General features: G+C 68.2%; 20 protein-coding genes. 11 read left to right on the top strand and 9 right to left on the bottom strand.

The genetic code is table 11. The annotated features are described in order from the left end of the window. Window positions 1-29 precede the first annotated feature (29 nt). Window positions 30-1,412, top strand: coding sequence for a YibE/F family protein (locus ABD858_RS16195; protein WP_345038009.1), 1,383 nt, complete (start codon window positions 30-32; stop codon window positions 1,410-1,412). Here ABD858_RS16195 and ABD858_RS16200 read toward each other — a convergent pair. Both ABD858_RS16200 and ABD858_RS16205 read right to left on the bottom strand, forming a co-directional pair. After that, window positions 1,361-1,579 carry a DUF5326 family protein gene (locus tag ABD858_RS16200; protein WP_345038011.1) on the bottom strand — a complete coding sequence of 73 codons (219 nt, stop codon included), beginning with the start codon at window positions 1,577-1,579 and terminating at the stop codon, window positions 1,361-1,363. The two genes, ABD858_RS16195 and ABD858_RS16200, sit on opposite strands and share 52 nt — an antisense overlap. A gap of 135 nt (window positions 1,580-1,714) precedes the next feature. Then, entirely contained in the window at window positions 1,715-2,032 is a 318-nt protein-coding gene (locus ABD858_RS16205) for a cupin domain-containing protein (protein ID WP_345038014.1), read from the bottom strand. Between the two features lie 66 nt (window positions 2,033-2,098). On the opposite strand from ABD858_RS16205, the gene ABD858_RS16210 reads away from it, so the two are divergent. The 7 genes from ABD858_RS16210 (at window position 2,099) to ABD858_RS16245 (ending at window position 7,568) form a co-directional block, all read left to right on the top strand. Further along, window positions 2,099-2,479, top strand: a complete 381-nt coding sequence (locus tag ABD858_RS16210; RefSeq protein ID WP_345038016.1) for a phage holin family protein — start codon at window positions 2,099-2,101, stop codon at window positions 2,477-2,479. Between the two features lie 9 nt (window positions 2,480-2,488). Beyond that, window positions 2,489-3,019, top strand: a complete 531-nt coding sequence (locus tag ABD858_RS16215) for a low molecular weight protein-tyrosine-phosphatase (protein ID WP_345038018.1) — start codon at window positions 2,489-2,491, stop codon at window positions 3,017-3,019. Beyond that, window positions 3,016-4,140 (top strand): cystathionine gamma-lyase, encoded by a 1,125-nt coding sequence (locus ABD858_RS16220; protein ID WP_345038020.1) that lies wholly within the window; start codon window positions 3,016-3,018, stop codon window positions 4,138-4,140. Before ABD858_RS16215 ends, ABD858_RS16220 begins: the two co-directional genes overlap by 4 nt. Window positions 4,141-4,331: 191 nt before the next feature. Next, window positions 4,332-5,228, top strand: coding sequence for a LysR family transcriptional regulator (locus tag ABD858_RS16225; RefSeq protein ID WP_345038022.1), 897 nt, complete (start codon window positions 4,332-4,334; stop codon window positions 5,226-5,228). Window positions 5,229-5,286: 58 nt separating this feature from the next. Continuing rightward, entirely contained in the window at window positions 5,287-5,802 is a 516-nt protein-coding gene (locus ABD858_RS16230; protein ID WP_345038025.1) for an NUDIX domain-containing protein, read from the top strand. Between the two features lie 424 nt (window positions 5,803-6,226). Continuing rightward, window positions 6,227-7,081: a GNAT family N-acetyltransferase gene (locus tag ABD858_RS16240; protein WP_345038027.1), complete on the top strand. Its 855-nt coding sequence runs from the start codon at window positions 6,227-6,229 to the stop codon at window positions 7,079-7,081. 34 nt (window positions 7,082-7,115) lie between these two features. Further along, entirely contained in the window at window positions 7,116-7,568 is a 453-nt protein-coding gene (locus ABD858_RS16245; RefSeq protein WP_345038028.1) for a GNAT family N-acetyltransferase, read from the top strand. A gap of 55 nt (window positions 7,569-7,623) precedes the next feature. Here ABD858_RS16245 and ABD858_RS16250 read toward each other — a convergent pair whose 3' ends face one another. Further along, window positions 7,624-9,000, bottom strand: a complete 1,377-nt coding sequence (locus ABD858_RS16250) for a serine hydrolase domain-containing protein (protein WP_345038030.1) — start codon at window positions 8,998-9,000, stop codon at window positions 7,624-7,626. 313 nt (window positions 9,001-9,313) lie between these two features. Here ABD858_RS16250 and ABD858_RS16255 point away from each other — a divergent pair, with 313 nt between their 5' ends. Next, window positions 9,314-9,877 (top strand): dihydrofolate reductase family protein, encoded by a 564-nt coding sequence (locus ABD858_RS16255; RefSeq protein WP_345038032.1) that lies wholly within the window; start codon window positions 9,314-9,316, stop codon window positions 9,875-9,877. Between the two features lie 423 nt (window positions 9,878-10,300). On the opposite strand, the gene ABD858_RS16260 is transcribed toward ABD858_RS16255, so the two are convergent. Continuing rightward, on the bottom strand, window positions 10,301-11,278 hold the full coding sequence (locus ABD858_RS16260) for a DsbA family protein (RefSeq protein WP_345038034.1): 978 nt from the start codon (window positions 11,276-11,278) through the stop codon (window positions 10,301-10,303). A 111-nt stretch (window positions 11,279-11,389) separates the two neighbouring features. Here ABD858_RS16260 and ABD858_RS16265 point away from each other — a divergent pair, with 111 nt between their 5' ends. Further along, window positions 11,390-11,899: a TetR/AcrR family transcriptional regulator gene (locus ABD858_RS16265; RefSeq protein WP_345038036.1), complete on the top strand. Its 510-nt coding sequence runs from the start codon at window positions 11,390-11,392 to the stop codon at window positions 11,897-11,899. 107 nt (window positions 11,900-12,006) lie between these two features. Here the strand turns inward: ABD858_RS16265 and dnaB are convergent, their stop codons facing one another. Continuing rightward, window positions 12,007-13,485: a replicative DNA helicase gene (gene dnaB, locus ABD858_RS16270; RefSeq protein ID WP_345038038.1), complete on the bottom strand. Its 1,479-nt coding sequence runs from the start codon at window positions 13,483-13,485 to the stop codon at window positions 12,007-12,009. 424 nt (window positions 13,486-13,909) lie between these two features. On the opposite strand from dnaB, the gene ABD858_RS16275 reads away from it, so the two are divergent. Then, on the top strand, window positions 13,910-15,247 hold the full coding sequence (locus tag ABD858_RS16275) for an MATE family efflux transporter (RefSeq protein WP_345038040.1): 1,338 nt from the start codon (window positions 13,910-13,912) through the stop codon (window positions 15,245-15,247). Window positions 15,248-15,366: 119 nt separating this feature from the next. On the opposite strand, the gene rplI is transcribed toward ABD858_RS16275, so the two are convergent. The 4 genes from rplI to rpsF form a co-directional block, all read right to left on the bottom strand. Beyond that, entirely contained in the window at window positions 15,367-15,813 is a 447-nt protein-coding gene (gene rplI / locus ABD858_RS16280; RefSeq protein WP_345038043.1) for a 50S ribosomal protein L9, read from the bottom strand. Between the two features lie 18 nt (window positions 15,814-15,831). Next, complete coding sequence (gene rpsR, locus ABD858_RS16285; protein ID WP_128983236.1) at window positions 15,832-16,068, bottom strand: 30S ribosomal protein S18; 237 nt, start codon at window positions 16,066-16,068, stop codon at window positions 15,832-15,834. 44 nt (window positions 16,069-16,112) lie between these two features. After that, window positions 16,113-16,685, bottom strand: coding sequence for a single-stranded DNA-binding protein (locus tag ABD858_RS16290; protein WP_345038049.1), 573 nt, complete (start codon window positions 16,683-16,685; stop codon window positions 16,113-16,115). Between the two features lie 74 nt (window positions 16,686-16,759). Next, on the bottom strand, window positions 16,760-17,050 hold the full coding sequence (rpsF, locus tag ABD858_RS16295) for a 30S ribosomal protein S6 (RefSeq protein ID WP_053724701.1): 291 nt from the start codon (window positions 17,048-17,050) through the stop codon (window positions 16,760-16,762). Window positions 17,051-17,181 lie beyond the last annotated feature (131 nt).

Below are 17,181 nucleotides of genomic sequence, written 5' to 3' on the forward strand. Positions count from 1 at the left end.
ACCCCTGCCGTTCTTGCGATGATCGGCCGGTGACCTCCACGGAACCGCATACGCACGGACACTCGCACAGCCACGGGCCGGCCGCGCCCGTTTCGAAGCATCTCCGCAAGGTCGTCGCGGCGGTGCTGATTCCTTTTGCCACAGCCGTCTTTGTGGCTCTGGTCGCCCTGTGGCCGGGCGGCGCTCCCGAACACGAGCGCACCGGCGTGGGGTTCGACCGGCAGACCCAGGACGCCACGGTCGTACGGCTCGACAAGGTCGACTGCAGGGACGTCAACGCCGCGGCGGCCCCGCCGGCCGGCGGCGTCACGACGCCTCAGGGACCCGAGGCGCAGCAGGCTCGGACTGGAAAGTGCGGCAAGGCGACCATCGAGGTCACCAGCGGCCCGGACAAGGGCCGCACCTTCACCGAGATCATCCAGCCGGACGCCCCTCGCCAACTGCGCCAGGGGCAGGACGTGGTGGTCGCGTACGCGCCGGACGCGCCCCGCGAGCTTCAGTACTCGGTGATCGACGTGAACCGAGGGTTCCCGATGACCCTGCTCGCCGGGATCTTCGCGGTAGCGGTGGTCGTGGTAGGGCGGATGCGCGGGGTGATGGCGCTGATCGCGCTGGCGGTGAGCTTCGCCGTGCTGACGCTGTTCATTCTTCCCGCGATACTCCAGGGGTCGAATCCGCTGGTTGTGGCAGTGGTCGGGGCGAGCGCCATCATGCTGATCTCGCTCTACATGTGCCATGGCCTGAACGCCCGTACATCGGTGGCCGTGCTCGGCACGCTTGTCTCGCTGGTCCTGATCGGACTGCTCGGCTCGCTGTTCATCGGCTGGGCGAGCCTGACCGGGAACACCGACGACAACACCGGTCTGATCCATGGCCTTTACCCGAACATCGACATGAGCGGCCTGCTGCTGGCCGGCATCATCATCGGCTCACTGGGCGTCCTCGACGATGTGACGGTCACCCAGACCTCGGCGGTCTGGGAGCTGCACCAGGCGGATCCCTCCATGGGGGTGCGCAGGCTTTACCGGGCGGGGCTGCGGATCGGCCAGGACCACATCGCCTCGGTGGTCAATACGCTCGTGCTGGCCTACGCGGGTGCGGCGTTGCCGCTGCTGCTGCTCTTCACGATCGCGCAGAGCAGCGTGGGGGCGGTGGCCAACAGCGAGCTGGTGGCGGAGGAGATCGTACGGACACTGGTGGGGTCGATCGGTCTGGTCGCCTCTGTGCCGGTGACCACGGCCATGGCCGCCCTCGTGGTCTCCGCCGACCGGCCCGTGGCCGCCCCTGCGACAGGTGTCCGGGGTGGCCGGGGGCGGCGCCGCAAGGGGCGATCCGTGCCTCCGGGCCCCCGGACACCGGTTCACCAGTCGCTGCGTGAGGACGACGAGGACATGAATTTCCGTACGACGTAGACAAGCCCGCCGACCAGGGCGACGAACACCAGAACCTTGAACAGCAGCCCGATGACGAAACCCACCAGATTGAGGATGAGCCCGCCGAACACGATCAGCGCGATGACCGGTACGGCAACCCACTTCACCCACCAGGGCATTCCCGCGAATATCTCCCGTACGGCCATCGTCCATCCTCGTTTCCGTGTAGTGGCGTTGCTCCGTTTTCCTTCTTCGATGCTAGGCGGCGTCGGGGGTGGTGCGGGGGCCTCGGATCCCTTGCTCTCCCCTGACCGGCCCCCTAGGGAACCCGGGGTCGCGGATCAGCTCTCCGGCGGAGAGAAGACCACGAGCACCCTGAGATCCTCGGTGATGTGGTGGAACCTGTGGGCCACACCGGCCGGCACGTACACCACGCTGCCGCGGGCCACCTGCGTGGTCTCCATCCCGACCGTGATCGAGGCACGCCCGCTGACGACGAAATAGACCTCGTCCTGATGGTGCGGACGCTGCGGATCATGCTCGCCCGCATTCAGCGCGTACAGCCCGACGGACATGTTCCGCTCCCGCAGGAACTGCAGATATGCCCCCTCATTGGCGGCGCGCTCCGTCTCGAGTTCGTCCAGCCGGAATGACTTCATGGTCCGTCCGCCCTTGCTCAGTTCTGCCGGTGTCCAGCGTCGATCGTGTCTGCCACGATCAGACACATGAACAATTTCGTAGTCAAGACGATCGCCAATGCGGCGGCTCTCGCGGTGGCGATCTGGCTGCTCCCGGACATCACCCTCACCGGTGACAACACCGGGCGCAAGATGCTGACACTGGTTCTGGTGGCACTCCTCTTCGGCCTCGTGAACGTCGTCGTCAAGCCGGTGGTCAAGCTCCTCACAGTGCCGCTGTTCATCCTCACCCTCGGCCTGATCACCCTGGTGGTCAACGCTCTCATGCTGATGCTGACCTCCGGTCTGGCAGGCAAACTCGATCTGAACTTCCACGTCCAGGGGTTCGGTACGGCCGTGCTCGGCGGCCTGATCATCTCCATCGTGTCCTGGGCGATGAACGTCGTCCTGCCCGACGACAAGGACTGAGCACCACACATGCCGCGCTCCCCCGAGGAACAGCCCCCAGCCCCCCGGCCCCCGTACCGCGTCTGCTTCGTCTGCACCGGGAACATCTGCCGCTCCCCCATGGCCGAAGCCGTCTTCCGTGCCCGTCTCGAGGAGGCGGGGCTCGGCGCTCTCGTCGAGGTGGACAGCGCCGGCACCGGCGGCTGGTTCGAGGGCCGCGGAGCCGACTCGCGCGCCGTCTCGGTGCTCGAGGAGCACGGCTACGCCTCCGGCCATGTCGCGCGCCGCTTCCTGGCCTCCTGGTTCCCGCTCCTCGATCTGGTGATCGCCCTCGAGGAGGGCCATCTGCGGGAGCTGCGCCGCCTCGCACCGACGCCCGCGGACGCCGCGAAGGTGCGGCTGCTGCGCGCGTACGACCCGCGCGCCTCCCGGGACCTGGATGTGCCGGACCCGTACTACGGCCGCCGTGAGGACTTCGAGAAGTGCCTGAGAATGGTGGAGGTGGCGAGCGAGGGACTCCTCGCCGCCGTCCGGACAACGATCGAGGAGCGTGCGGCATGAGCATCGGGGACGGCACCCGGGTGGTGCGCGCCGGACTGCCCGAGCCGGTGAAGTACGAACCGGCCCTCCCGGGACCGGTCTTCGCCGCCCACTATCACCTGCCCGGCGAGCCCACCGGCGGGTACACCTACGGCCGCGACGAGAACCCCACCTGGACGCATCTGGAAGACGCCATCGGCGAGCTGGAGGCCCCTGGGGAGGACGTGCACACCATCGTCTTCGCCTCCGGCATGGCCGCCGTCTCGGCGGTGCTGCTCTCCCATGCCCGCTCCGGTGACATCGTCGTCCTGCCGGACGACGGCTATCAGGCACTGCCGCTGGTACGCGAGCAGCTGGAGGGGTACGGCGTCACCGTGCGCACGGCACCCACCGGGGGTGACGCACAGCTGCGGGTTCTCGACGGGGCGAAGCTGCTGTGGATCGAGACGCCTTCCAACCCCGGCCTCGACGTGTGCGACGTGCGGCGGCTGGCCGACGCCGCGCATGCCGCGGGCGCGCTGGTCGCCGTCGACAACACCCTCGCCACCCCGCTCGGGCAGCAGCCGCTCGAGCTGGGCGCCGACTTCTCAGTGGCCAGCGGCACGAAGGGACTGACCGGACACGGCGATCTACTGCTCGGGTACGTGACCTGCCGGGACGCGGAGCCGGCGGCACGGGTACGCCGGTGGCGCAAGGTCGTCGGCGCCATCCCCGGCCCCATGGAGGCGTGGCTGGCGCACCGCTCGCTCGCCACGCTGCAGCTGCGCGCCGACCGGCAGGCCGCGAACGCCCTGGCGCTCGCCGAGGCTCTGTCCCGGCGGCCCGAGGTCTGCGGGCTGCGCTATCCGGGACTGCCGTCCGACCCTTCGCATCCGGTGGCGGCACGCCAGATGCGCCGCTTCGGGTGTGTGGTCTCCTTCGTGCTGCCCGACCGCGACCATGCCGAGCGCTTCCTGGAAGGGCTGAGTCTGGTGGACGACGCGACGAGCTTCGGCGGAGTACGGTCCACCGCGGAGCGGCGCGGGCGGTGGGGCGGCGACGCCGTACCGGAGGGCTTCATCCGCTTGTCCGTCGGCGTGGAGGACGCCGACGACCTGGTGACGGATGTCGAGCGGGCGCTGGACGAGGCCGCCTGGCAGTAGCGCGACTACGCAGGACGGACGGCCCGAGCCTCCCCCCTCGTGGCTCGGACCGTCCCGGTTCGACGCGCGAAGAACCGCCCCATCAAGGCTAGTTGACTCAACGTCAGTGTCCAATCACAGTAGCGGCACAGGCCTATCGACATATTTATAGTTGTGCGCGGCCGGACGCCGCCGGGACGGGAGGGCACGACATGGATCTCGCCCTGCTGCGTACCTTCGTCACCGTGCACCGGGCCGGATCCTTCACCAGAGCGGCTGCCCTGCTCGGTCTCTCGCAGCCCGCGGTGACCAGCCAGATCCGGGCCCTGGAACGGCAGTTGGGCCGCCCCCTCTTCCTGCGCCAGGCCCGCGGCGTGACCCCGACGACCATCGGCGACGAGTTGGCGCACCGGGCCGCGCCGCACCTGGATGCGCTCGTCGAGATCGCCGAGGCAGGCCTGGACGAGGAGTCGGGCGCACGCAGCCTCCACCTGGCCGGACCGCCCGAGTTCACCTCCGTACGCGCCCTGCCGGCACTCACCCCCCTCATCGCGCAGGGCCTGGCGCTGCGGGCCTCCTTCGGCAACGCCGAGGAAGCCCTGGAGGGCCTCGCAGCCGGGCACCACGACCTGGCCATAGCCACCGCCCGGCCGCGCGGCGGGCTCCTCACCGCCACCCCTCTCTGCGACGAGGAACACGTCCTGGTGGCCGCCCCTCGCTGGGCCGCCGGGCTCGGACCGGGTGTACTGCGACGCAAGGGGCCCGGTGTGCTGGAACAGTGCCCCGTGGTGGAAGTGCACGAGTCCTTGCCGTTCGTCGCCCGCTACTGGGCCGCCGTCTTCGACGCCCGGCCCGCGGCGGCAGGCACCGTCATCGCCCCCGACCTCCGGGCCGTCCTGGAGGCCGTGACCGTCGGCGCCGGGCTCGGCGTACTGCCGCGCTATCTGTGCGAGGACGCCCTGGAGCGGGGTGAAGTGGTTTCCCTGCTCGACCCCCTGGTACCTCCGCTGCGCACCTACTTCCTCGCGGTGCGCACCGGCACACTCGCGCTGCCGCACATCGCGCGGGCGCACGAATGGCTGCTGCGCGCTGCCGCCGACTGGACCTGATCGCGGACAGCAGCCGTGCGGTAGTTTCAGAAGGGGTGTGGCGGGCCACTCTCTTCCCATGACCGGCAGCGACATCCCTGGGGGACAGAACCCCACACCCCCGAGGCCAGTGGTCAAGCGCACCGCCCGCGCCATCCTCCTCGACGGCGACGATCTGATCCTCATCAAGCGGACCAAGCCGGGCATGGCCCCGTACTGGATCACGCCAGGTGGCGGGGTCGAGGCGGAGGACGCGACCGTCACCGACGCCCTGCACCGTGAGGTGGACGAGGAGCTCGGCGCCAAGATCACGGATGTGGTGCCCTGCTTCGTGGACACCGTCGAGCACATCGCCGGCGGCGGAGTGACCGGCGTGAAGGTGCAGCACTTCTTCATCTGCCGGCTGGCGTCGATGGACGCCAGCCGGCGGCACGGACCGGAAGTCGAGGAACCATCGGGTGAGTATGAGATCGTCCGGGTGCCCTTCACCCGGGTCGGGATCGCCGCGGTCTATCTGGTGCCGCTGTCCCTACGGCACTACCTCGACGGCAACATCGAGGGTGTACGGGCGATGCACGCACCGGACCTCGGCTGACCGGCACTGATCAGCTGCCGGCGCCGGCTCCTCGAAGGATTCGTGGCAGATCCGCTCGGACGGGATCCCTATGTCGCGCAGAGCATCCACCCCGCTGCGGATCATGCCCGGCGGCCCCGACAGACAGGCGTCGTAAGCGGTCCACGGCCCGTACGCGCGAAAAAGCGCCCGGCAGCCGCCCCGTCAGGCCCCTGCTCGTCTCGTCCAACGCCACCAGCCGTACCGAGAGCCACGAGCGGGGATGCCGGAGCCGCAACACACGCGCGGCCTGCCGCGTGAAAAGCGGAAAGTCCCGGAATCCGGCACGCTCCTCCCGCTCCGCTGCCTGCCCCACACCTGCATCCGTTCAGCACCGGACAGCAGCGTGTTTCACGTGAAACAAAGCGGTGGACGGGGCACGGACGCATGGGACAGCCTGGCCTCCATGCCGATTTCGCTCTCCGAGCTTCCCATCCGGCGTCTGACCACGGATGACCTCAGCTCCTGCGCCGATCTGTCCGAGGACCGCGGCTGGCCGCGCGAGGAGCACAAGTGGGGCCTGCTGCTGGCCACGGGGACGGGATACGGCATCGACGACCCCGGCGGAAAGGGTTTGGTCACCGCCTGCATGCTCACCTCGTACGGTCCGGACCTCGCCGCCATCGGCATGGTCCTGGTCGCGGAGCGGTACGCCCGGCAGGGCGTCGGGCGCCGCCTGATGAAACATGTGCTCCAGGAGGCGGGGAACACCCCACTCACCCTGCACGCCACCCCCAACGGGCAACCGCTGTACGAGGAGCTGGGGTTCGCCACCACAGGACGGGCCGAAATGGTCCGCGGCCACTTCCGGCCCTCAGGGCCGGGGCCCGCGGTGACCACCCGCCCCGCAACCGCCGAGGACCTGCCGGCGATCCTGCGACTGGACGCCGAGGCGTTCGGCGTCGACCGCACCCACATGATCACGCGCCTGCCTGCCTTCGCGGACCAACTGCGGATCGCGGAGGATGAGCAGGGCATCACCGGATATGCGTCTGCGTGGCCGAACATGGACACGCATGTCGTCGGCCCCCTGATCGCACGCGACACGGACACGGCCAAGTCTCTGATCGCCTCCCTGGCCGCCGGTACGGACCGCCCGCTGCGCACAGACATCGACGTACGCCACAAAGAGCTGCTCGGCTGGGTGAAGTCGCACGGACTGGAGCCAGTCGTCTTCAACGCCGTGATGACCCGCGGCATCCCGGGTCTGCCCGGTGACTGGACGCGCCGCTTCGCGCCCCTGACGGTCGCGGCGGGCTGAGCGGTCGCCTTCTGCTCCGCATAGGCTGCGGAGCATGAGCGATCTGGAGATACGGCCCGCAGATTCCGACGACATCCCGGCGATCGTCGCGATGCTCGCAGACGACCCGCTGGGCGCCCAGCGGGAGTCGCCGGACGACCTCACGCCGTACCTCACCGCTTTCCGGCGGCTGGCAGCCGACCCGAACCAGCATCTGACCGTAGCCGTGCGCGAGGGTCGCGTCGTCGGCACTCTTCAGCTCACGGTCGTCCCGGGCCTGTCCCGGCGCGGCGCCACCCGCTCGATCATCGAAGGTGTACGCATCCACGCCGACGAGCGCGGCAGCGGCCTCGGCACTCGGCTCATCGAATGGGCCGTCGCCGAATCGCGACGCCAGGGCTGCCGATTGGTCCAGTTGACCTCCGACGCCACTCGTACCGACGCGCACCGCTTCTACGAGCGGCTCGGCTTCGAGCCGTCCCACGTCGGCTTCAAGCTGCCCCTCTGAGACCCGGCTTCTGCCGCCCCGGACGGGCGGGAGAAGACCGGTTCCACGTGAAACGTCACATCCCGCGCCAGCCTTCCGGGTCAACGCCACCGGGCACGCCCGCCGAGGGGTCGTACGGCTCACGCGTGAAGACGAACGACCCCAGATCGAGGTGGCTCGCCGAGCCGTCCGGTCGGCGCACCACCCGAAGCGACTCCCCCGCGTAGTAGCCGTCAAGGCCGGTCCAGCTCCCGTCGGGCTCCGCCCGGAAGCGCGCGCCACGGCCATTGCCGTTCAACGGCCGCAGCTCCAGCCCGCGGTCCGCGGCAAGCCTCAGCCCGTAGGGGGTCGTTGCCCAGTACCAGAGGCCGGTCAGCTCCAGCAGCCCATGATCCACCTCGGGCAGTGGACGCCACGGCTCGGGGATACGCGGCTCGGCCTCGGCAACGATCCGTACCAAATCGGAAGCAACTGTCCCGACCAGCGGGCCCGAGGTGGCGTTGGCGAGCACCACTGCGGCCACACCGTCCTCCACGCTCAGCCACAGGCCGGCCAGGAAGCCGGGCAGGGACCCGCCGTGGCCGACCAAGGTGCGGCCGTCCCTGCGCACCAACTGAAGCCCCAGCCCATAACCGCTGTCCCAGTCACCTGCCTCCGCCGGCACCGAGGGCGTACGCATCTCGCGTACCGACGCGGCACAGAGCACCCGGTCATCACCCTCGGCAAGGAACGCCGCGAAGCGGCCGAGGTCCCCGACCGTCGACCAGAGCTGGCCCGCCGGCGCCATCAGCCCGAGGTCCTCCGACGGTTCGGGAAGCAGCACATCAGCCCATGGATGCACGGCCCAACCACCCGCGTGGGGAGCCTGCGGCTGAGCACTCGTACAGCCCATGCCCAGCGGATCGAGAAGCTCACGCTGGAGGACCGCCTCCCAGGACTCCCCGCGCAGCGCCTCCACCAGCGAGCCCAGCAATGTGTAACCGGGGTTGGAATAGTGGTGGCGACGGCCCACCGGATGCACCTGGGGCCGCTCACCGAGAACGTCGGCGAGCCCGGGCCGCAGCGTCCCAGGTGTCCGCTCCCACCACGGACTCGGCGTCTCTGCGGCCAGCCCGCCACTGTGGCCGAGCAACTGAGCGATGGTCACATCACCGACACCCGTACCGGGCAGGTGCTTCTCCAGCGGATCACCGAGGTCGATCAGCCCCTCGTCACGCAGCCTCAGCACCAGCACGGCGGTGAAGGTCTTGGTGATCGAGCCGATGCGGTACTGAGTGTCCGCGTCCGGCGCATGGCCGTCCACACAGCTGCGGGCCCCCGTCCACACCGTCTCTCCGTCCCGCACCACCGCCGCGACGAGCGAAGGCGTACGGCCTTCGGACTGTGCGGTGGCGACGCGATACAGCAGGGACCGCCGCGTACTCGGAAGCAACTCTGCGAAGGGAGAAGTCATGCCCAAGGTCTACCGAGCCGGACCGCTCCCGTCGAATCGATTCGTGTAGGGTCTCGCCGCTCGTGACATGTCGATCTTGCGTGACCTGGGCGTTCTTGGCTGTCTCACGGCCTTGTCACCCATGATCAGTCTCAAATCCGTGGCATTTCCTCGCGAGGGCGAGGTCGAGATCAGGCGGCTTGTCCGAGTCGGCCGAGTACACCACGCTGAGCCCCGAGCACGAGGGCTACCGGCGAGCCCAGATCGCGCACCGATGAGTTTCCCGCGCCGCGCTGGTCTATACGCCGGACACCCACGGATGGAAGGCTGGGCCATGCGGAAACTGATCTACGGCATGAACCTGACCCTGGACGGCTACATCGCCGCGCCCGGCGACGACATCGGCTGGAGCGTGCCGAGCGACGAGCTGTTCCAGTTTTGGTCCGACCAGTTGCAGGCGACCGACCTGACGCTGTACGGGCGCAAGCTGTGGCAGACGATGAGCTCCTACTGGCCGACCGGCGACCAGCAGCCCAACGCCACCCCGGCGGAGATCGAGTTCGCGCGCCGCTGGCGGGACATGTCGAAGGCGGTGTTCTCCTCGACGATCGACAAGGTCGACTGGAACACCCGCCTGGTCACCGGCGACGCGGTCGCCGAGATCACCCGGCTCAAGGCCGAGGACGGCGGCCCGATGGACATCGGCGGCGCGACGCTCGCCGGGGCGGCCATGCGCGCCGGGCTGATCGACGAGTACGTGCTGGCCACCGCGCCGGTCCTGGTGGGCGGCGGCACGCCGTTCTTCACCGCGCTGGACAACTGGGTGAACCTCAACCTGGTGGAGACGCGGACGCTTCCCTGCGGCGTGGTCCTGACCAGGTACGAGACGAGGCGCTGAGCAGCTTCCCGCTGTCTCACGGCTTGGATGGGTGTTTCCTCTCACCCTCGTGGCATTTCCTCAGCGGGATCGTCTGGGCGGCTGCGGCGACGCGTTTCCCGAATGGGCCCGTGTAGCCAAGGGTGTCATTGCCACATAGGCGAGTTGACAGACTGGAGCCTCCGTCACCCAAAAGGGTGAGCGCCTCGACCAGCAAGTCTCACGAAGACGGCACAAGTGCCACTGATGTGCCATCGAGTCTGAGATTGTGCCGCGAAACTTGAGACCCTACAATTCGTGTAGGTTCTCGCGCTCGGTGTCATCCGCCGATGCTGTGACCTGCGCCTTTCTCCGGCGTCTCACGACGTGTCATCCGCCGGCTGTCTCAGATGCGTGTCATTTCCTCGGAGTCTGTGATCACGTGTCCAATTGGCGATCTGCCGGTCATGCGAACTCGGGCGTCATGGCGGTGGCCATCTTCAGGTGCAGAGAGGCTTGGCTTTCATTCCCCAAGCGCTGGAGAGTGCGACCGAGCATGAGCCTCGCATAGGAGTCGTCAGGCGCGTCGATGATCAACTGCTCCAGCAAGTCGCGGGCCCGGGTCAGTTGGGCGGAATGGAAGTAGCCGCGGGCCGCGATCCGACGGACGTTCAGGTCATCCGCGTGATCGTCAAGCAAAGGCTTCAGCAGGGCGAGGGCGCCGAGCGGGTCATGCCGGCCCAGCAGGGACTCGGCCCAGCGCAACCGCTGGACCTCCTCCGGCATCTCGCGCTTGGAGTCGCCTCCGGCGAGAAAGTCCGCGATCGCCTCCGGCGGCTGGGCACCGGCAAGGGCCCGGTCACCGACCACGATTGTTGGCGATGTCGTGATGCCTCGCGCTTTGCCGATCAGAAGAAGTTCCCGCACCTCTCGGTCGCCAGCGTCGGTGTCCAGCAGCTCCTCGCCCTCGGCGAATCCGGAGCGGATGGCGACCATCTTGAGGCGGCGGCGGTCGCTGATGTCGTCGCCGTCGATGAAGTGCGCCTTCATCACCTGCTCGGCCACCTCGTTCTGCAGCGCAGCGCTGCCGTGCTCCCGGGCCAGGTGGAGGAGGCGGTGAGCATCGTGGCTGCTGGCCCGCCAGGCCGCTCCCCACTCGAGGCCCAGTCCTTCGTCCGCTGCGATCCGGGAGACACGGACCCGGTTCTCCGCCGGAGATAGTCCCGGCGCACACTGCCGCAACGCGGCGTCCACCAACGGATCGCGGTATGCCTCCTCGATGGGAATCGCCTGGTCCGGCGCGGTCGGGTCGATGCGGAACGGACGCCAGACCACCTCAGCCCCGGCGTCGGCACGTGCCGGACCGGCCAGCGCCTTCTCCAGACGCCGCTTACCGATGTATGCCCACGCGCAGACCACGTCTGCCCAGATCTCGATTCTCATACTCGGAACACTAACCGACACCTGTTGATTAGCAAAGCGACAGATGTCGGTTAGCGTGGAGGCATGAACCTGGACGATCCCCGCGCCCAGCGCAGCCGGGCCCGGCTGCGGATGGCGATCCTGGAACTCGCCGCGGTCAAGGACCCCGCCTCGATCACCATGTCGGAGGTCGCCAAGCACGCCGACGTGAACCGAGCCACCGTCTATCAGCACTTCCCCGACGTGAACGCGCTCGTGACGGACGCCATGGAAGACGCGGTGGCGCATGTCGCGCGTGCAGCGGCGCTGTGTCCTCTCGACGCACCTCGGAACGATGCCCCGCAGCCGTTGAACGATTTGTTCCAGCACATCATCGACAACGCGGCCTTGTATCGACGCATGCTGGGCCCTCAGGGGAGTGCGCGGTTCACCGCGCGCATGCGGGAACGGCTGACCACCGAACTCGTCACCACGTTCCATGAAGGGCGCCGCCCTGCCGGGTTCGATGACGTGCCGGACGAAGTGCACGCCGCGTATCTGGCCGGCGCCTTGATTGGTGTCATCGCCCACTGGATTTCAGGGGACGCCCCGGTCTCCGCGTCAGCGATGGCCCTGGCCTTCTGCAGGTTGTTCCGGCGCTGACTTCGCCATAGCCAGCCGGGGCAGCCTTGGCACGAGGGGATCCGACTTCCATCCGACATCGACCGTGAGATTCCGACACGCGAAATGAGATCCCACAATTCGCGTGATCAGGTCTGTGCCATGTCCACGAAACGCGAGTAGTGCCCCTGGAAGGCGACCGTGATCGTCGCCGTCGGGCCGTTACGGTGCTTGGCCACGATCAGGTCCGCCTCGCCCGCGCGGGGAGACTCCTTCTCGTAAGCGTCCTCACGGTGCAGCAGGATCACCATGTCCGCGTCCTGTTCGATCGAACCCGATTCACGCAGGTCCGAGACCATCGGCTTCTTGTCCGTACGCTGCTCCGGGCCACGGTTCAGCTGTGACAATGCGATGACCGGGACCTCCAGTTCCTTCGCCAGCAGCTTGAGATTACGGGACATGTCCGAAACCTCCTGCTGGCGGCTCTCGGCACGCCGCGACCCGCCCGACTGCATCAGCTGCAGATAGTCGATGACGACCAGTTTCAGGTCGTTGCGCTGCTTCAGCCGGCGGCACTTCGCCCGGATCTCCATCATCGACAGGTTCGGCGAGTCGTCGATGTACAGCGGCGCCGCGGAGACATCCGGCATACGGCGGGCCAGGCGCGTCCAGTCCTCGTCCGTCATCGTCCCGGAACGCATGTGGTGCAGCGCCACCCGTGCCTCCGCGGACAGCAGACGCATCGCGATCTCATTGCGCCCCATTTCGAGGGAGAAGATCACGCTGGGCAGGTTGTGCTTGATGGAGGCCGCCCGCGCGAAGTCCAGCGCCAGCGTCGACTTACCCATCGCGGGACGGGCGGCGATGACGATCATCTGGCCCGGGTGCAGGCCGTTCGTCAGGGAGTCGAAATCCGTGAAGCCGGTCGGTACGCCCGTCATCTCGCCGCTGCGCGATCCGATGGCCTCGATCTCGTCGAGTGCGCCCTCCATGATGTCGCCGAGGGGGAGATAGTCCTCGCTGGTGCGCTGCTCGGTGACGGCGTAGATCTCGGCCTGGGCGGAGTTGACGATCTCGTCAACGTCGCCGTCCGCCGCGTATCCCATCTGTGTGATCTTGGTGCCCGCCTCGACGAGCCGCCGCAGCACCGCTCGCTCATGGACGATCTCGGCGTAGTACGAGGCATTGGCCGCGGTCGGGACCGACTGGACCAGGGTGTGCAGATACGAGGCGCCACCGACCCTGGTGATCTCACCGCGCTTGGTCAGCTCGGCCGCCACCGTGATCGGGTCGGCAGGCTCGCCCTTGGCATAGAGGTCGAGGATCGCCTGATAGATCGTCTCGTGGGCGGGCTTGTAGAAGTCGTGGCCCTTGATGACCTCGACGACGTCGGCGATGGCGTCCTTGGAAAGCAGCATTCCACCCAGCACGGACTGCTCGGCGTCGAGGTCCTGGGGAGGCACCCGCTCGAAGGCGGGGGAGCCGCCCTCCCAGGAGCCGCTGTCGCGGCCCCTGTCGTGCTGCTCCTCACGACCGCGGCCTTCGCCGCGACGCTGGCGGGAGAAGGGCAGACGGTCACTGGGACCTGTGTCGGCCCAGGGGTCGTCCAACGGCTCGGAAATGCTCACCGGGCCACCTCCTCCCGTCCGCTCCGCGGACCTCGCCGTGCCACTCTTTCCTAGGGCACCGCACTGACAAAACGAGAGGCCCGACTCCGCATCCGGCGCGTCGGGCGCCGGACCACGGTAGGGCCGCGGGCACCTTCAGCCAATCTGGTTATCCACAGGCCATGTGGACGAGGGACCAGATGCTGTGGAGAAGTCAACAGATCCTGTGTACAGACCAGGGGACAGCGCTGTGGACAAAGTCATATCCAGACCATCAGCACAGCCCTGACCTGGCCTTTTTCCATCCACGGCCTGTGGGGGAGAAAAACTTTCCCAGTCGGCTCAAGATCACGACAAACAGCACACACCCCGAGCCGGAGAAGCCCCTCAGGTAAGGGCTGAAATCGTATTGCATCTCTTACCTGTGGAAGATTGGATTGTGTCTATGACGCAGACCCCCACGACATCCAAGGCCGACCGCCGACAGTACGACCGCGAGATACTCGCACTCGCGGTCCCAGCCTTCGGCGCACTCGTCGCCGAGCCGCTGTTCGTGATGGCCGACAGCGCGATCGTCGGCCATCTGGGGACCCCGCAGCTCGCCGGTCTAGGCATCGCCGCCGCCCTGCTCACCACCGCCGTGAGCGTCTTCGTCTTCCTGGCCTACGCCACCACGGCCGCGGTCGCCCGGCGCGTCGGCGCCGGGGACATACGAGCGGCCATCCGGCAGGGCATGGACGGCATCTGGCTGGCACTGCTGCTCGGCGCCGTGGTCATCGCCGTGATCCTGCCTGCCGCGCCATGGTTGGTGGAGCTCTTCGGCGCCTCGGACACGGCCGCCCCGTACGCCACCACCTATCTGCGGATCTCCGCCATCGGCATCCCGGCCATGCTGGTGGTCCTGGCCGCCACCGGCGTCCTCCGCGGACTGCAGGACACCAGAACACCGCTCTACGTCGCCGTCGGCGGCTTCGCCGCCAATGCCGCGCTCAACGCGGGACTCGTCTACGGTGCCGGCCTCGGCATCGCCGGCTCGGCCTGGGGAACGGTGATCGCCCAGGTCGGCATGGCCGCCGCCTATCTCCTCGTGGTGGTACGGGGCGCCCGCCGGCACGGTGCTTCGCTGCGTCCCGACGCCGCGGGGATCAGGGCCTGCGCCCAGGCAGGTGCCCCGTTGCTGATCCGTACGCTCTCGCTGCGGGCGATCCTGATGGTCGCCACTGCGGTCGCGGCACGCCTCGGGGACATCGATATCGCCGCGCACCAGATCATTCTGTCTCTGTGGAACCTGCTGGCGTTCGCTCTCGACGCGATCGCCATCGCAGGCCAAGCGATCATCGGCCGCTACCTCGGGTGCGGGGACGCCGCAGGCGCCCGGCAGGCCTGCCGTCGCATGGTGCAGTGGGGGATCGTCTCCGGTTTGGTGCTCGGCGCGCTGGTCGTGCTGAGCCGGCCGCTGTTCGTCCCGCTGTTCACCCCGGATCCGACCGTCCAGGACACCCTGTTTCCGGCACTGTTGGTGGTGGCGGTGTCCCAGCCGATCGCCGGAATCGTCTTCGTGCTGGACGGCGTACTGATGGGCGCCGGTGACGGCGCCTACCTCGCCGGGGCCATGCTGGTGACGCTCGCCTTCTTCACCCCGGTCGCTCTGCTCGTCCCCGCGTTCGGCGGAGGACTGACGGCCCTGTGGTGGGCCATGACCCTGATGATGACGGTGCGCATGGCGACGCTCTGGCTGCGGGCCCGCTCCGGCCGCTGGCTCGTCACCGGCGCCACGCGCTGAGATCCGTCGGCACGTTTCACGCGAGTCGGCATGTTTCACGTGAAACAACCACACGGCAACGACGGCAAAGGGCCGCACCCCGAGGGGTGCGGCCCTTCACATGCTCTGCGAGCGCAGCCTTACGCGGCGACGACCTCGACGCCGACCTTGGCGGCAACCTCGGCGTGCAGGCGCACGGACACCTGGTGCGAGCCCAGGGTCTTGATCGGGGAGCCCAGCTCGATGCGGCGCTTGTCGGTCTCCGGACCGCCAGCGGCCTTGATCGCGGAAGCGATGTCGGCCGGGGTGACGGAACCGAAGAGACGGCCGGAGTCACCGGAGCGGACGGCCAGGCGAACCTTCAGGCCCTCCAGCCGACCCTTGATCTCGTTGGCCTGCTCGATGGTCGCGATCTCGTGGATCTTGCGAGCGCGGCGGATCTGCTCGACGTCCTTCTCGCCACCCTTGGTCCAGCGGATCGCGAAACCGCGCGGGACCAGGTAGTTGCGAGCGTAGCCGTCCTTGACGTCGACGACGTCGCCGGCGGCGCCGAGGCCGGAAACCTCGTGGGTGAGGATGATCTTCATGTCGTGGTCACCCTTCCCTTAGCGCGCGGTGGACGTGTAGGGCAGCAGCGCCATCTCACGGCTGTTCTTGACGGCCGTGGCGACGTCACGCTGGTGCTGCGTGCAGTTGCCGGTCACGCGACGGGCACGGATCTTGCCGCGGTCGGAGATGAACTTCCGCAGCATGTTCGTGTCCTTGTAGTCGACGTACGCGACCTTGTCCTTGCAGAACGCGCAGACCTTCTTCTTAGGCTTGCGCACAGGCGGCTTCGCCATGGTGTTTCTCCTGTGTGATCAAGAAGTTTGGGTACGGGCTGCCCTTAGAAGGGCGGCTCGTCCGGGTAGCCGCCGCCGGAGCTTCCGCCGGAGCTTCCGCCCCAGCCGCCGCCCTGCTGCCCGCCGCCGTTGGCCGGTGCGCCGGTGTCCCAGGGGTCGGCGGGAGCGCCGCCCTGCTGGCCGCCGCCGGGGCCTCCGCCCCAGCCGCCACCGCCCTGCTGGCCGGCGCCGTAGCCGCCCTGGCCGCCGCGGCCGGTGGTCTTCGTGACCTTGGCCGTGGCATTGCGAAGGCTGGGGCCGACTTCCTCGACGTCCAGCTCGAAGACCGTGCGCTTGACGCCCTCACGGTCCTCATAGGACCGCTGCTTCAGCCGGCCCTGCACGACGACGCGCATGCCTCGCTGGAGCGACTCAGCGACGTTCTCCGCCGCCTGACGCCAGACCGAGCAGGTCAGGAACAGGCTCTCGCCGTCCTTCCACTCATTGGTCTGCCGGTCGAAGGTGCGGGGGGTGGACGCGACACGGAACTTCGCGACCGCCGCACCGGACGGGGTGAAGCGCAGCTCGGGGTCTTCGACAAGATTGCCGACGACCGTGATGACGGTCTCGCCTGCCATGGGTGAACCTCTCGGCGGGGATTGCTTCTGGCTGCTGGTTGCTACTCGGAACCCGAGCTACTGAGCGGCGGGGCTCAGTGGGTCTCGGGACGGAGGACCTTGGTCCGGAGGACCGACTCGTTCAGGTTCATCTGACGGTCGAGCTCCTTGACGACCGCGGGCTCGGCCTGCAGGTCGATGACCGTGTAGATGCCCTCGGGCTTCTTCTTGATCTCGTAGGCGAGACGACGACGGCCCCAGGTGTCGACCTTCTCGACCTTTCCGTTGCCCTCACGGACGACGGAGAGGAAGTTCTCGATCAGCGGGGAGACAGCGCGCTCCTCGAGATCGGGGTCGAGGATGACCATCACCTCGTAGTGACGCATGTGGAACCCACCTCCTTTGGACTCAGCGGCCACGGTCGTTCCGTGGCAGGAGGGTCGTGATGCGTTAGCAACGGTAGTACCGGCCACTGACAATCCGTCCTCGCGAGAGGGGGATCGCATCCTGGCCTGGG

The sequence above is a fragment of the Streptomyces sannanensis genome, from assembly GCF_039536205.1.
Taxonomy (GTDB): Bacteria; Actinomycetota; Actinomycetes; order Streptomycetales; family Streptomycetaceae; genus Streptomyces; species Streptomyces sannanensis.

Excerpts from the sequence above, each read along its gene's own strand:
- ABD858_RS16200 (WP_345038011.1), bottom strand. The coding sequence starts at position 1,579 with ATGGCCGTACGGGAGATATTCGCGGGAATGCCCTGGTGGGTGAAGTGG.
- ABD858_RS16205 (WP_345038014.1), bottom strand. The coding sequence starts at position 2,032 with ATGAAGTCATTCCGGCTGGACGAACTCGAGACGGAGCGCGCCGCCAAT.
- ABD858_RS16210 (WP_345038016.1), top strand. The coding sequence starts at position 2,099 with ATGAACAATTTCGTAGTCAAGACGATCGCCAATGCGGCGGCTCTCGCG.
- ABD858_RS16215 (WP_345038018.1), top strand. The coding sequence starts at position 2,489 with ATGCCGCGCTCCCCCGAGGAACAGCCCCCAGCCCCCCGGCCCCCGTAC.
- ABD858_RS16220 (WP_345038020.1), top strand. The coding sequence starts at position 3,016 with ATGAGCATCGGGGACGGCACCCGGGTGGTGCGCGCCGGACTGCCCGAG.
- ABD858_RS16225 (WP_345038022.1), top strand. The coding sequence starts at position 4,332 with ATGGATCTCGCCCTGCTGCGTACCTTCGTCACCGTGCACCGGGCCGGA.
- ABD858_RS16230 (WP_345038025.1), top strand. The coding sequence starts at position 5,287 with ATGACCGGCAGCGACATCCCTGGGGGACAGAACCCCACACCCCCGAGG.
- ABD858_RS16240 (WP_345038027.1), top strand. The coding sequence starts at position 6,227 with ATGCCGATTTCGCTCTCCGAGCTTCCCATCCGGCGTCTGACCACGGAT.
- ABD858_RS16245 (WP_345038028.1), top strand. The coding sequence starts at position 7,116 with ATGAGCGATCTGGAGATACGGCCCGCAGATTCCGACGACATCCCGGCG.
- ABD858_RS16250 (WP_345038030.1), bottom strand. The coding sequence starts at position 9,000 with ATGACTTCTCCCTTCGCAGAGTTGCTTCCGAGTACGCGGCGGTCCCTG.
- ABD858_RS16255 (WP_345038032.1), top strand. The coding sequence starts at position 9,314 with ATGCGGAAACTGATCTACGGCATGAACCTGACCCTGGACGGCTACATC.
- ABD858_RS16260 (WP_345038034.1), bottom strand. The coding sequence starts at position 11,278 with ATGAGAATCGAGATCTGGGCAGACGTGGTCTGCGCGTGGGCATACATC.
- ABD858_RS16265 (WP_345038036.1), top strand. The coding sequence starts at position 11,390 with ATGGCGATCCTGGAACTCGCCGCGGTCAAGGACCCCGCCTCGATCACC.
- ABD858_RS16275 (WP_345038040.1), top strand. The coding sequence starts at position 13,910 with ATGACGCAGACCCCCACGACATCCAAGGCCGACCGCCGACAGTACGAC.
- rplI (WP_345038043.1), bottom strand. The coding sequence starts at position 15,813 with ATGAAGATCATCCTCACCCACGAGGTTTCCGGCCTCGGCGCCGCCGGC.
- rpsR (WP_128983236.1), bottom strand. The coding sequence starts at position 16,068 with ATGGCGAAGCCGCCTGTGCGCAAGCCTAAGAAGAAGGTCTGCGCGTTC.
- ABD858_RS16290 (WP_345038049.1), bottom strand. The coding sequence starts at position 16,685 with ATGGCAGGCGAGACCGTCATCACGGTCGTCGGCAATCTTGTCGAAGAC.
- rpsF (WP_053724701.1), bottom strand. The coding sequence starts at position 17,050 with ATGCGTCACTACGAGGTGATGGTCATCCTCGACCCCGATCTCGAGGAG.